The organism is Actinomadura logoneensis, from assembly GCF_003428695.1.
In the GTDB taxonomy this organism is placed as follows: domain Bacteria; phylum Actinomycetota; class Actinomycetes; order Streptosporangiales; family Streptosporangiaceae; genus Spirillospora; species Spirillospora logoneensis.
The window spans coordinates 1-13,576 of record NZ_QURH01000200.1; the positions used below are offsets into that span (position 1 = coordinate 1).

Below are 13,576 nucleotides of genomic sequence, written 5' to 3' on the forward strand. Positions count from 1 at the left end.
GACGGCGTCGTCCCGGGCGCCCCCACGGCGGCCGTCCCGCCGGTGCCGGCGGGCGGGACGGCGGTCCCCGAGGCGGTCTGCGGGGGCGCGGGCGGCGCCTCCGAGGCCATCTCGCCGATCGGGTCGGCGCGGCGCTTGGAGACCACGATCGCGGCGATCACCACGGCGACCGCGACGGCCGCGACCAGGACGCGCAGCAGGGTGTTCCCGGCGTAGCGCACCACGGCGTCCGCGACCAGCAGCGCGACCAGGTTCATCACCTTGATCAGCGGGTTGATCGCGGGTCCGGCGGTGTCCTTGAACGGGTCGCCGACGGTGTCGCCGATGACCGTGGCGGCGTGCGCGTCGGAGCCCTTGCCGCCGAGCTTGCCCTCCTCGACGAGCTTCTTGGCGTTGTCCCAGGCGCCGCCGGAGTTGGCGAGGAAGACCGCCATCAGCACGCCCGCCGCGATCGCCCCGCCCAGGTACGCGCCGAGCGGCGCGTAGCCGAGCGCGAACCCGACCGCGATCGGCGTCATGATCGCCAGCAGTCCCGGCGTGGCGAGCTCGCGCTGCGCGTCCCGGGTGCAGATCGACACGACCCGGTCGTAGTCGGGCTCCTCGGTGCCGTCCATGATCCCCGGCCGGGTCCGGAACTGGTTGCGGACCTCGACCACGACGCGTCCGGCCGCCCGCCCGACCGCCATGATCGCCAGGCCGGAGAAGAGGAACACCACGGCCGCGCCGATCACCAGGCCGATCAGCACGTTGGGGTTGTCGATGGACAGCGAGAACACCTTGAAGCTCCCCAGCGCGTCCCGCGCCGAGGGTGAGGCGTGGCCGAGCGCGTTCACCACGGTCGTCCGGAACGAGCCGAACAGGGCCGTCGCGGCGAGGACGGCGGTCGCGATCGCGATGCCCTTGGTGATCGCCTTGGTGGTGTTGCCGACCGCGTCCAGCCGCTCCAGCACGGCGGCGGCCTCGCCCTGCACGTCGCCGGACATCTCGGCGATGCCCTGCGCGTTGTCGGAGACCGGGCCGAAGGTGTCCATGGAGACGATCACGCCGACCGTCGTCAGCAGGCCCGTGCCGGCCATCGCCACGGCGAACAGCGCGACCGTGGTGTTGCCGAAGCCGAGGAGGAAGGCCCCGTACACGGCGGCGGCGATCACCAGGGCGGTGTAGACGGCGGACTCCAGGCCGAGCGAGATCCCGGAGAGGATCACGGTCGCGGGGCCGGTGCGGGCGCTGCCGGTGACCTCCTTGACCGGCTTGCGGTTGGTCTCGGTGAAGTACCCCGTGAGCAGCTGGATGGCGCTGGCCAGCACGATCCCGATGAGGACGGCCCCGAGCGCGACCCAGCGCGGGTCGGCGTCCAGGCCGCGGATGCTCTGGTCGGTCACGCCTTGCAGGTCGGCGAACGAGGACGGCAGGTAGGCGAAGGCGGCGACCGCGACCAGCACCGCGGAGAAGATCGCGGAGATGAAGAAGCCCCGGTTGATCGCGGACATCCCGGACCGGTCGGACGCGCGCGGCGCGACGGCGAAGATGCCGACCACCGCGGTGATCACGCCGATCATCGGGACGATCAGCGGGAACACCAGGCCCTCGTTGCCGAACGCGTTGGTGCCGAGGATGAGCGCGGCGACCAGCATGACCGCGTACGACTCGAACAGGTCGGCGGCCATCCCGGCGCAGTCGCCGACGTTGTCGCCCACGTTGTCGGCGATCGTGGCGGCGTTGCGCGGGTCGTCCTCGGGGATGCCCTGCTCGACCTTGCCGACCAGGTCGGCGCCCACGTCGGCGGCCTTGGTGAAGATGCCGCCGCCGACCCGCATGAACATGGCGAGCAGCGCGGCGCCGAAGCCGAAGCCCTCCAGCACCTTCGGGGCCTCGCCCTTGTAGGCGAGGACGACCACGGCCGCGCCGAACAGGCCGAGGCCGACGGTGAACATCCCGGCGACGCCGCCCGTGCGGAACGCGATGCGCATCGCCCTGCGCTCGCCCCCCTCGGCGTCCCGCGCGGCGGCGGCGACGCGCACGTTGCCGCGCACCGCCAGCCACATGCCGGTGAACCCGGTGACGGCCGAGAACAGCGCCCCGACGACGAAGAAGACCGATCGGCCGATCCGCTCGCCCGTGCTGTCGGCGGGCAGCAGGAGCAGGAGGAACGGGATGACGACGACGAAGATGGCGACCGTGCGGAACTGGCGTTTCAGGTAGGCGAGCGCGCCCACCTGGACGGCGCGCGCGATGGACTGCATCTTGGCGGTGCCCTGGCCGGCGGCCAGCACCTCCCGTACCAGTCCTGCGGCGACGGCCAGTGCCAGCAGCGCGACCACGGCGACGACGACCACCAAAGTGAGGTCACCGCCGCCGAGACTGACGTCCGCGGCTTTCGCAACGGCCGGGCTCGACAGGGAAAGCCCAGACATCCGTCCTCCTCGACAGGGGCGTGGCGATCCGGATCGCCCAAACGGACGATCTTTACCGCGTACCCCGCGAGCGGCCGGTTCAATGTCTCCGAGGAGGGACGGGCCCCCTGCACCCCTCGGCGGCAACGCCGAATCAGTCACTGCGCACGGCTACGCGGGTGCCGGGAGTGTACGCAGGTGACGGCGTGTTTGAGAAGACCGTCCGAGTCGTCCGGCGGTGCGGCGGAAATGCAATACCCAGGGAGCCCGGGATTCGTCCGCGTCCACACCTCTCCGTCCATCAGGGCAGGTCAGGCAAGGTAAGATCACTCTTACCCCAGCGTCATAATTGCGCCACGCCATCCCCACGGACCCCACGCTTCCCCGTTGTAGGCATCCGTAATTGATAATTGTTCTTTGACCGATATCCGTCCGGCGCGAAGATCGTCAAGAGAACGATCTCATAACCGTTCCCACCACGCACACCAGGGGTCTCCCGAATCACTTCGGCCCCGAATTCGGCAATCGCACGGTGACCCGCAGACCACCCCGCGGATTCGGCGACGCCGCCGCCGTTCCGCCGTGCGCGCCCGCGACCGCGCGGACGATCGACAGCCCCAGTCCGCTGCCCCGGTCCGACCGCACCCGCTCCGCGCCGAGCCGCCGGAACGGCTCGAAGATCGTCTCGGTCTCGTAGGCCGGGACGACCGGCCCGGTGTTGGTCACCGTCAGCTCCGTCCAGCCGTCGTGCACGCCGGTCAGCACCCGGCACGTCCCGCCGCGGTGGTTGTGCCGGACGGCGTTCTCCACCAGGTTCTGCACCAGCCGCTCCAGCAGCACCGGGTCCCCCGCCGTCGGCGCCGGGTCCAGCTCGCCGCGGACCGTGACGTCCCGCTCGGCCGCCTCGCCGCCCTCCGCCGCCGCGAGGTCCACCACGTGCCGGGCCACGTCGGCGAGGTCCAGCGGAACCCGCTCGGTCACCTCGTTCTCGCCGCCCGCGAGGGTGAGCAGCCCGTCGATCAGCCGCTCGTGCCGCTCGTTCACCACCAGCAGCGACTCGCCGAGCCGCCGCACGTCCTCGGACGCGCCGCGCCGCCGCACCGCCACGTCCACCAGCGTCCGGTTGATCGCCAGCGGCGTGCGCAGCTCGTGCGAGGCGTTGGCGACGAACCGGCGCTGCCCGTCGAACGCCCGGGACAGCCGGCCGAGCATCGTGTCGAAGGTGTCGGCCAGCTCGCGCACCTCGTCGCGCGGCCCGTCGTACCCGATCCGCTCGGTCAGGTCGTGGCTGCGCGCCACCCGCCGCGCGGTCTCGGTGATCCGCTGGACGGGCCGCAGCGCGCGGTCGGCCATCAGCCAGCCGAGCCCGAGCGCCGCCAGCGCCACCAGGCCGAGCGCGATCGCCCCCTGCGTCAGCACCGAGTCGAGCGTCGCCTTCTGGAAGTCGACGGCCGCCCCGCCGACCGCCCGCTTCTGGACGAGGTAGGCCGTCTTCGTGCCCTGGTCGGCGCCGTCGGCGGGACCGTCGTCCCGGAAGATCCGGGCCGGCTGCGCGCCCAGCGTGGCCGCCTTCGAGCCGGGCAGCGGAGACTGCGCCCCCAACAGCGGCGACCGCATGCCCAACAACGGCGACTGTGCACCGAGCAGCGGCGACTGTGCGCCCGCTTTGGTCGGCTTCGCGCCCAGCGGCGCCTGAAGGAGCACCAGCGGGACCGGCGTCCGTCCGGCGGGGGACTGCAGCAGCCGCAGCGCGTCGGGCGTCCCGCCCGGCATCGGCCTGGCCGTCCCCCGCATCTCCTTGGCCGTGCCCTGCGCCCGCTTTGCCGTGCCCGGCGTCGGCTTGGTGTCACCCGCCAGCGAGGGGTTCCCACCCGGCTGGACGGCCTCGCCCAGCACCCTGGTGGACGTGAAGATCTGGTCCTCCAGTTGCCCCCGCGGCCCCTGCAGATTGTTCTGGACGAGCACGTAGGTCAGTGTGAGCAGCACCAGCCCCGCCACGACGAACATGCCGCCGTACAGCAGGGTCAGCCGCGCGCGGATCGTCGTCCTCATGGAATCCGGTACCCCACTCCCGGGACGGTCTCGATGACGGGCGGGTCCCCGAGCCGGCGCCGCAGCTTCATCAGGGTCACCCGGACGGTGTTGGTGAACGGGTCGGTGTGCTCGTCCCACACCTTCTCCAGCAGGCGCTCGGCGGAGACGACCGTCCCGTCCGCGCGGAGCAGTTCGGCGAGCACCGCGAACTCCTTGCGCGCCAGGTGGACGTACCGGCCGTCCCGGAACACCTCGCGGCGGGACGGGTCGAGCCGGATCCCGGCGCGCTCGAACGTCGGCGGATCCGCCGGGCGGGCGCGCCGGCCGAGCGCGCGCACGCGGGCGATCAGCTCCTCGAACGCGAACGGCTTGGCCAGGTAGTCGTCGGCGCCCAGGCCGAGCCCCTCGACCCGCGCGGACACCGACGACGCGGCGGTCAGCATCAGGACCCGCACCCGCGCCCCCGTCACCGCGACGGACCGGCACACCTCGTCGCCGTGCACGACCGGCAGGTCGCGGTCGAGCAGCAGCACGTCGTAGTCGTGCACGCCGAGCCGTTCGAGGGCCGCGTCGCCGTCGTACACCACGTCCACCGCGATCGCCTCGGCGCGCAGCCCCTCCGCGATCGAGTCGGCGAGCATCCGTTCGTCCTCGGCCACCAGCACCCGCACAGCCCCGCCCTCCTCGCGCGGCGCCCCGCCGCTCCGGGCGAGTGTCATGGATCACCCGTAATGTCCGCGTAACGCGAACCGGTTACGGCGGGGTTACCGCCCGCCCGCTGGACTTCTCGACGATCGCCGGGACGGACCCGGCACGGACGAGGAGGACCCATGCGGAACGCACGCGTCGCCGGCCTGCTGCTGGCGCCCGTCCTGGCCCTCGGGCTCGCGGCCTGCGGAGGCGGCGGAGCGAAGGACGAGACCACCCCGCAGTCGGCGAAGAAGGCAGGCGACGCGGCGAAGATGCGCGACTTCGCCAGGTGCATGCGCGAGCACGGCGTCGACATGAAGGACCCCGACGACAGCGGACGCGTCATGGTCCAGCAGACGGCCGGCGCCAACGGCGGGCCGAACGCCGACGAGCTGATGAAGAGCGCGCAGAAGGCGTGCCGGCACCTCATGCCGAACAACGGCAAACCGCGCATGGCCGGACCGCAGGAGCAGGAGAAGATGCGCAAGTTCGCGCAGTGCATGCGCCAGCACGGCATCGACATGCAGGACCCCGGCGCGGACGGCGGCGTCCGTATCACCATGAGCAAGCCGCCGGGCCAGGGCGGCTCCCAGGGCGGCAGCCCGGCGGACGACCCGAAGCTCAAGGCCGCGCAGGAGGCGTGCAAGCAGTTCCAGCCCGGAGGGATGAAGTGAGGAGGTCCCGCGCGATCGTCCTGGGCGTCCTCGCCGTCGCGGCCGTGGGAGGCGCGGGCCTCGCCACGGCCGGGCTCGGCGGCGGGGACGGCTCCGGGCCGTCCACCGGATCCCGGCCCGCCGCGACCGCCACCGTCGAGCGGACGACGCTGACCGAGACGCAGAAGGTGGACGGCAGCCTCGGCTACGGCGACACGACCACGCTGTCGGCCTCGTCCGCCGGGTCGTCGGGCGGATCCGCAAGAGGCGGGGGCGGCTCGTCCGGCGGGACGATCACCTGGCTGCCGTCTCCGGGCTCGAAGGTCGGCCGCGGCGAACCCGCGTACCGCGTGGACAACCGGCCGGTGCCGCTGCTCTACGGCAGGCTGCCGCTCTACCGCACGCTGAAGTCCGGCGTGTCGGGCTCCGACGTGCTCCAGCTCGAACGGAACCTCGCCGCGCTCGGCTACGACGGGTTCGACGTCGACAAGGAGTACACCTCGGCCACCGCCGAAGCCGTCAAACGGTGGCAGGAGGACATGGGCATGGAGGAGACCGGCGACGTAGCCCCCGGCACGGTCGCCGTCGCGCGCGACGAGATCCGCGTCGCCGCCCGCCGCGCGCAGCTCGGCGACCGCGCCGCCGGACCGGTGCTCACCTACACCGGCACCACCCGGGTCGTCACCATCGCGCTCGACGTCAAGTACCAGAAGCTCGCCAAGGTCGGTGCGGGCGTCTCCATCGACCTGCCCGACGGCGGCTCCACCAGGGGGACGGTCAGCGAGGTCGGCAAGGTCGCCACCCAGGCCCGGGCGGACCAGCCGACCACGGTGAAGGTCACCGTCGAGGTCGGGCGGCAGCACGCCCTCGGCTCCTACGACAAGGCGCCCGTGGACGTCCATCTCACCGCGGCGAAGCACGCGTCCGTGCTGGCCGTCCCGGTCGGCGCGCTCGTCGCCCTGCCGGGCGGCGGCTACGGCGTCCAGGTCGTCTCCGGACCGTCCGCGCCCGTCCGGACGGTCCGGGTGGACACCGGCGTGTTCGCCGAGGGCCGGGTGGAGATCACCGGCTCCGGCGTCGCCCCGGGGACCCGGGTGGTGGTGCCCGCATGAGCCTCCCCGAGAAGACCCTCACCTGCCCCGACCCCTCACCGGACGGGCGGAACGGGCCGGGAGCGGACCGGGACGGACCGGGCCTCCCGGTCGTCGAGCTGCGCGAGGTCACCAAGTCCTACCCCGGCGGCGTGACCGCGCTGGACACCGTGTCGCTCACGATCGCGCCGGGCGAGTTCGTCGCCGTCGTCGGACCGTCCGGCTCCGGCAAGTCCACGATGCTGAACCTGCTCGGCACGCTCGACCGTCCCGGCTCGGGGACGGTCCTGTTCGAGGGCCTGGACGTGTCGCGGCTGTCGGACCGGCGGCTGTCGGCGCTCCGCGCCCGCCGGATCGGGTTCGTGTTCCAGCAGTTCCACCTCGCGGCGGGCGTCCCGGCGCTGGACAACGTCGCCGACGGCCTGCTCTACGCGGGCGTCCCGCCGGCCCGCCGCCGCGCCCGCGCCCGCGCCGCCCTGGAACGCGTCGGCCTCGGCCACCGGCTCGGGCACCGTCCGCACCAGCTCTCCGGCGGCGAGAAGCAGCGCGTCGCGATCGCCCGCGCCGTCGTCGGCGACCCGGGCCTGCTGCTCGCCGACGAACCCACCGGCGCCCTGGACACCGCGTCCGGCGCGGTCGTGCTGGACCTGCTCCGCGAACTGTCCGGCGGCGGCACGACCGTCGTCCTCATCACCCACGACCGCGACATCGCCGCCCAGATCCCGCGCCGCGTCACCATGCGGGACGGACGCGTCGTCCACGACACCGCGGAGCCCCGCCCATGACCGCCCCCGAGACCGCCCCGTCCCACCAGGACCCCCGCCGCCCGCGCCGCCTCCCCTTCCGCCGCCGCCCCACCCTCCCGGACGACGCCCACCCCCCGGCGGAAACCACCCGTCCCGCCGAACCCCCGACCTCTATCGCCCGCGAGCCGCAACACGACCGGCTCCCGCAGCACGACCGACTCTCGGAAGGCGACCGGCGCCCCGGATCCGGGCGCGTCTCGGTGCGCGGGCGGCGGCCGTCGCGAGGACGGCGGGTGGACCGGGTGGGACGGCTCGGCGCGCGGGACGTGCTGCGGGTCGGAGCCGCCGGGCTGCGGACCCGGCCGCTGCGGGTCGTGCTGTCCTCGCTGGGCATCGCGATCGGGATCGCCGCCATGATCGGCGTGGTCGGGATCTCCACGTCCAGCCGGGCGCAGCTCCAGACGACCCTCGACCACCTCGGGACCAACCTGCTGACCGTCAGCCCCGGCCACGACTTCTTCGGCGAGAACGCCCAGCTCCCCTTCACCGCGCCCGGCATGATCGCGCGGATGCCCGAGGTGACGTCGGCCGCCGCGACCGGGAAGGTCCCCGACACGCACGTCTACCGCAACGACCGCATCGACCCCGAGGAGACCGGCGGGATCTCGGTCCTGGCCGCCGACCTGCGGCTTCCCGGAACCGTCGGCCTCACCATGCGGTCCGGGACGTGGCTGAACGCCGCGACCGGCAGCTACCCCGCCGTGGTCCTGGGCTCCGCCGCCGCCGACCGGCTCGGCGTGACGGGACCCGGCGTCCAGGTGTGGCTGGGCGGGCGCTGGTTCACCGTCGCCGGCGTCCTCGCGCCGAACGCGCTCGCGCCCGAACTCGACGCGTCCGCGCTGGTCGGCTGGAACGCGGCGGTCTCCCGGCTCGGCTTCGACGGGCACGCCACCACGGTCTACACGCGGGCCGCCAAGGACGCCGTCGAACGCGCCCGGGACCTGCTCGCGCCGACCGCCAACGCCGAGTCGCCGAACGAGATCGAGGTGTCCCGGCCGTCGGACGCGCTGGCCGCCGAGCACGCCGCGAACCAGACCTTCACCGCCCTGCTGCTCGGCCTCGGCGGCGTCGCGCTGCTGGTCGGCGGCGTCGGCGTGGCGAACACGATGGTCATCTCGGTCCTGGAACGCCGCGCCGAGATCGGCCTGCGCCGCGCCCTCGGCGCGACGCGGGGCCAGATCAGGCTCCAGTTCCTCACCGAGTCGCAGCTGCTCGCGGCGCTCGGCGGACTCGGCGGGGTGGCGCTCGGCGCGCTGGTCACCTTCGGTTTCGCGGTCGCGCAGCACTGGCCCACCGTCGTCCCGCCCTGGGCCATGGCGGGCGGACTGGCCGCCACGCTCGTCATCGGCGCCATCGCGGGCCTCTACCCGGCCCTGCGCGCCGCCCGCCTCCCCCCGACGGAGGCGCTGACCAGCGCGTAGCCCGTGGTACCCCGCGACACCACGACCAGGTCGCGGCACGCAGAAGGCCCCGTCCCCTTGGTGGGACGGGGCCTCATGTCGTGTGCCGTACGGCCGGCCCGCGCCGGGAGGAAACCGCGGGTCAGGCCGACGGAACCGCGGGCCGGTCGGTCGGCCAGCTCATCCGGATCTGGACGCCCTTGGGGGTCGTGGAGATCTCCACGTCGTCGGCGAGACCCGCGATGACGGCGAGTCCCAGGTCGGCGTCCCCCGCCAGGGCCAGTTCCAGGGAGTCGTCCGGGCGCGGCGTCGGGGGCGGTCCGCCCTCCGCCTCGTCCGCCGGAACCGAGTCGCTGACGATCACCTGGAAGCGGTGGTCGCCATCGCTCAGCTCGAGTCGCACCGGTTCATCGGGACAGTGCGAGCGGTGTGCCTCCACCGCTCGCGAGCACGCCTCCCCGACCGCAAGCCGGACCTCGTCCATGATCGCCTCGTCGACGCCGCTGCGCCGGGCCACGGCGGTCACGATCAGACGGGCCGTCCGGACGTGGACGGGGAGCGCGCTGAAAGAGAGTTCGACGGTCGCCATCTCTCTGTCAGGCCGCCTACTTGGCGCCCTTGCGCTTCTCCTCGGCCTCGGCGATCGTCTTGTGGATCCCGAAGACCTTGGTGAGCCCGGTGATACGGAAGATCTTGAGGATCCGCTCCTGGGTGCAGACCAGCTCGAGCGAGCCGTCGTGCGCGCGCACCCGCTTCAGACCGCCGACCAGGACGCCGAGACCCGTCGAGTCGAGGAACTCGACCTTCTCCATGTCCACCAGCAGGTGGAACTTGCCCTTGTTCACCAGGTCGATCAGCTTCTCGCGAAGCTTGGGGGCCGTGTAGACGTCGATCTCGCCTTCCACGGTGATGACGGTCAGGCCGTCATCGGTGGTGTAGTCGTTCACCTTCAGGTCCACAGGTCCTCCAGCGCCGTGCAGCAAAAACTTGCACTCCGCACGCCCCGATACCCCCGGTAACGGCCGGTTTCGGAACGACGGAACTCCGTCGAGATTCAACCACGCTCCGCCGCCCGACAGGCAGGTTATCGCCCAGTGGGGCGAAAGTTCGCGCCATCACGTCTGACCTGGTGATCTGCCGGTGGGGCATGGGGGGATCACCCTCCGGCGGCGGGGCGTTCCAATGGTTGTCCCCCGGCTGGCACACTGAAAACCTCATGCCCGGCCAAAGATCTCGCGCCCCTCTGGACCGCCTGCTCGCCGACCCCACCCGCCGCGGGCGGATCACGCACGTCCAGCAGGTCCCGGCACGCCGGGGCCGCCGCGCCCCCTGGCCGTCCTGGGCCCCGGCGGAGCTGGTCGAACGCCTCACCGCCGCGGGCGTCGAAGCCCCGTGGGAGCACCAGGTCCGCGCCGCCGAGCTCGCCCACGCCGGGCGCTCTGTGATCATCGCCACCGGCACCGCGTCGGGCAAGTCGCTGGCCTACCTCCTGCCGTCCATCGCGGCCGTCCACACCGATCCGGCCGTCCCCTCGCCCCGCCTTCCGGAGGCGTCCGCCGTCAGCGAAACCGAGGCCGCACCCGCCGCCACCGGCGCCGGAAGTGACGAAGCACACCTGACGGCCTCGACCTCCCCGAAGCAGGACGCACCCCACGTAGACGGCGTGGCGGTGCCCGCTCCCCGCGCCACCCGGGCGACGGGCCGCTCGCGTTCCCGCACCGCCCAGCGCGGCCGTGGCGTGGGCGAGGGCACCGTGCTCTACCTCTCCCCCACCAAGGCGCTCGCGGCCGACCAGCTCCGGGCCGTCCGGGCGCTGCACCTGCCGCGCGTCCGCGCCGCCACCTACGACGGGGACACCCCCTGGGACGAGCGCGGCTGGGTCCGGCAGCACGCCAACTACGTGCTCACCAACCCGGACATGCTGCACCGCTCGATCCTGCCCGGGCACTCCCGCTGGTCGAGCTTCCTGCGCCGCCTCCGCTACGTGGTCATCGACGAGGCGCACGGCTACCGCGGCGTGTTCGGCTCGCACGTCGCGCAGATCATCCGCCGGCTCCGCCGCGTCTGCGCCCGCTACGGCGCGTCCCCCACGTTCATCCTGGCCTCCGCGACGACCTCCGAGCCCGCGACCGCCGCGACCCGCCTCACCGGCCTGGACGTGGTCGCCGTGGGCGACGACACGTCCCCGCGCGGCCCCGCGACCTTCGCGCTCTGGGAACCGCCGCTGACCGACCTGCGCGGCGAGCAGGGCGCCCCCGTCCGCCGCACCGCCACCGCCGAGGCCGCCGACCTGCTCGCCGACCTCGTCGTCGAGGACGTCCAGACGCTGGCGTTCGTCCGGTCCCGGCGCGGCGCGGAGTCCGTCGCGCTCGGCGCCAAACGCGCCCTGGAGGAGGCCGCCCCCGAACTGACCGGACGCGTCGCCGCCTACCGCGCCGGCTACCTGCCCGAGGAGCGCCGCGCGCTGGAGAGGTCGCTGCGCTCCCGCGAACTCGTCGGCCTGGCCAGCACGAACGCCCTCGAACTCGGCGTGGACGTCTCCGGCCTCGACGCCGTCCTGGTCTGCGGCTGGCCCGGCACCCGCGCGTCCCTCTGGCAGCAGGCCGGACGCGCCGGACGTTCCGGGCAGGCCGCCCTCGCCGTCCTCGTCGCCCGCGACGACCCGCTCGACACCTACCTCGTCCACCACCCCGAGGCGATCTTCGGGACGCCGGTCGAGGCCACCGTGCTCGACCCGGACAACCCCTACGTCCTCGGCCCGCACCTGTGCGCCGCCGCCGCCGAGATCCCGCTGACCGACGCCGACCTCGACCTGTTCGGCCCGACCACCGCCGACCTGCTGCCCGACCTCGTCCGGCGCGGGATGCTCCGCCGCCGTCCCGCCGGCTGGTTCTGGACGCGCCGCGACAACCCGGCCGACCTCGCCGACATCCGCGGCGCGGGCGGCACCCCCGTGCAGGTCGTCGAACTCGCCACCGGCCGCCTCCTCGGCACCGTGGACGAGTCGTCCGCGCACACCACCGTCCACGACGGCGCCGTCTACCTGCACCAGGGCGAGTCCTTCGTCGTCCAGACCCTCGACCTGGACGACTCGGTCGCCCTCGTCGAGGCCGCCGACCCCGACTACTCGACCACCGCCCGCGACGTCACCGACATCCGCATCGTCGAGGAGCTGCGCTCCACCCCCTGGGGCGAGGCCCGCCTGCACTACGGCACCGTCGAGGTCACCCACCAGGTCGTCGCCTACCAGATGCGCCGCCTCCAGACCGGCGAGATGATCGGCGAGAAGCCCCTCGACCTCCCCCCGCGCACCCTCCGCACCCGCGCCGTCTGGTGGACCCTCTCCGCGGACCAGGTGGACGCCCTCGGCGACCTCGACCTGGCCGGGGCCGCCCACGCCGCCGAGCACGCGTCCATCGGCCTGCTCCCCCTCTTCGCCACCTGCGACCGCTGGGACATCGGCGGCGTCTCCACCGCCGTCCACCCCGACACGGGCCTGCTCACCGTCTTCGTCTACGACGGCCACGAAGGCGGCGCCGGCTTCGCCGAACGCGGCTACCGCGACGCCCGCGCCTGGCTCACCGCCACCCGCGACGCCATCGCCTCCTGCGAGTGCGACTCCGGCTGCCCGTCCTGCATCCAGTCCCCCAAGTGCGGCAACGGCAACGACCCCCTGGACAAACAAGGCGCCCTGACCCTGCTGGCCGAACTCCTCCCAACCCCCTGACCGCACCCCTCCAACCCAGGTAGCCGCAGCCCACACCGCCCCGACCACCAACCTGCCGCCGCGCCACCTCCCCACACCCAGGCACCTCGCATCCCACCAAGCCCGCCCCAACGCCCCACCACCTCCGTCGAGCATCCACCCGCAAGGCGCAGGTGAACCCGCGCTCAGAAGCCCGTGACGCCCCCGCCTCACCTCGAAGCCCACGGGAAGCAAACCGAAAGCCGAACCGCCACCTCGCCCCGGCCCCAACCCGCAGCGCTCCTCATCCCCCATCCCCGAACTCCACAGCCGAAGCGCACAGACGAGCGCGTACTCACAAGCTCATGACGCCACGACACCGCCGTCTCAGAGGGCCTACGGGACGCGAACCAGAGCCGAACCGGCACCTCGCCACCGCCCCAAACCTCAGCATCACTCACCACTGACCACGGCGGCCCTATACCCGGCGCACAGACGAGCCCATGTTCAGAAGCTCGTGTGCCAGCACGCGCCCAACTCGGGGGCGAGGGACGAACCGGAAGCCGGACGGCGCCCCGCGTCTGTACCAAGTCACAGCGCCCCTCCCCGCGCGTCCGCGAGGAGCGCCCACCCGAGCCGCACAATGAGCGTGGTCAGAACGTGACGCCAGCACGCCCCATCTCGAAGCGCCATCGGCTAAACCCGAAGCCGAACTAGCCCTCCACATCCGCCCCGAACCACAGCGTCACTCATCACCCACCCACCACTCCCCCACCCGAAGCGCACAGGCAAGGCTCACAGCCGAGCGCGTTCCCACAGCTCAT

At 73.2% G+C, this 13,576-nt stretch carries 10 protein-coding genes; 5 read left to right on the forward strand and 5 right to left on the reverse strand.

Annotated features, from left to right (window positions below; genetic code table 11):
• From DZF91_RS10895 to DZF91_RS10905, 3 genes are all read right to left on the reverse strand, one after another.
• Positions 1-2,414, reverse strand: a 2,414-nt coding sequence (locus DZF91_RS10895) for a sodium-translocating pyrophosphatase (protein WP_117357393.1), incomplete at its 3' end; no start/stop codon positions are given.
• A 480-nt stretch (positions 2,415-2,894) separates the two neighbouring features.
• The gene (locus DZF91_RS10900) at positions 2,895-4,445 is read right to left on the reverse strand and encodes a sensor histidine kinase (protein ID WP_235834202.1); all 1,551 of its coding nucleotides are present in this window, start codon (positions 4,443-4,445) and stop codon (positions 2,895-2,897) included.
• Complete coding sequence (locus DZF91_RS10905; RefSeq protein WP_199486552.1) at positions 4,442-5,098, reverse strand: response regulator transcription factor; 657 nt, start codon at positions 5,096-5,098, stop codon at positions 4,442-4,444. Before DZF91_RS10905 ends, DZF91_RS10900 begins: the two co-directional genes overlap by 4 nt.
• A 159-nt stretch (positions 5,099-5,257) precedes the next feature.
• Between DZF91_RS10905 and DZF91_RS10910 the strand changes: the two genes are divergently transcribed.
• From DZF91_RS10910 to DZF91_RS10930, 4 genes are all read left to right on the forward strand, one after another.
• On the forward strand, positions 5,258-5,791 hold the full coding sequence (locus tag DZF91_RS10910) for a hypothetical protein (protein WP_117357356.1): 534 nt from the start codon (positions 5,258-5,260) through the stop codon (positions 5,789-5,791).
• On the forward strand, positions 5,788-6,882 hold the full coding sequence (locus DZF91_RS10915; RefSeq protein ID WP_117357357.1) for a peptidoglycan-binding protein: 1,095 nt from the start codon (positions 5,788-5,790) through the stop codon (positions 6,880-6,882). The genes DZF91_RS10910 and DZF91_RS10915 overlap by 4 nt, the downstream gene beginning before the upstream one ends.
• Positions 6,879-7,646, forward strand: a complete 768-nt coding sequence (locus tag DZF91_RS10920) for an ABC transporter ATP-binding protein (protein ID WP_117357358.1) — start codon at positions 6,879-6,881, stop codon at positions 7,644-7,646. The genes DZF91_RS10915 and DZF91_RS10920 overlap by 4 nt, the downstream gene beginning before the upstream one ends.
• A gap of 254 nt (positions 7,647-7,900) precedes the next feature.
• Positions 7,901-9,088: an ABC transporter permease gene (locus DZF91_RS10930; protein WP_117357359.1), complete on the forward strand. Its 1,188-nt coding sequence runs from the start codon at positions 7,901-7,903 to the stop codon at positions 9,086-9,088.
• 121 nt (positions 9,089-9,209) lie between these two features.
• Here the strand turns inward: DZF91_RS10930 and DZF91_RS10935 are convergent, their stop codons facing one another.
• Both DZF91_RS10935 and DZF91_RS10940 read right to left on the reverse strand, forming a co-directional pair.
• A complete protein-coding gene (locus DZF91_RS10935) occupies positions 9,210-9,656 on the reverse strand; it encodes an ATP-binding protein (protein ID WP_117357360.1) in 447 nt (148 codons plus the stop codon).
• 16 nt (positions 9,657-9,672) lie between these two features.
• Complete coding sequence (locus DZF91_RS10940; RefSeq protein ID WP_026412268.1) at positions 9,673-10,026, reverse strand: STAS domain-containing protein; 354 nt, start codon at positions 10,024-10,026, stop codon at positions 9,673-9,675.
• 257 nt (positions 10,027-10,283) lie between these two features.
• Here DZF91_RS10940 and DZF91_RS10945 point away from each other — a divergent pair, with 257 nt between their 5' ends.
• A complete protein-coding gene (locus tag DZF91_RS10945; protein WP_117357361.1) occupies positions 10,284-12,794 on the forward strand; it encodes a DEAD/DEAH box helicase in 2,511 nt (836 codons plus the stop codon).
• Positions 12,795-13,576 lie beyond the last annotated feature (782 nt).

What these genes read in the sequence shown, in the direction of transcription:
- DZF91_RS10900 (WP_235834202.1), bottom strand. Translation starts at nt 4,445, where the DNA reads ATGAGGACGACGATCCGCGCGCGGCTGACCCTGCTGTACGGCGGCATG.
- DZF91_RS10910 (WP_117357356.1), top strand. Translation starts at nt 5,258, where the DNA reads ATGCGGAACGCACGCGTCGCCGGCCTGCTGCTGGCGCCCGTCCTGGCC.
- DZF91_RS10920 (WP_117357358.1), top strand. Translation starts at nt 6,879, where the DNA reads ATGAGCCTCCCCGAGAAGACCCTCACCTGCCCCGACCCCTCACCGGAC.
- DZF91_RS10935 (WP_117357360.1), bottom strand. Translation starts at nt 9,656, where the DNA reads ATGGCGACCGTCGAACTCTCTTTCAGCGCGCTCCCCGTCCACGTCCGG.
- DZF91_RS10945 (WP_117357361.1), top strand. Translation starts at nt 10,284, where the DNA reads ATGCCCGGCCAAAGATCTCGCGCCCCTCTGGACCGCCTGCTCGCCGAC.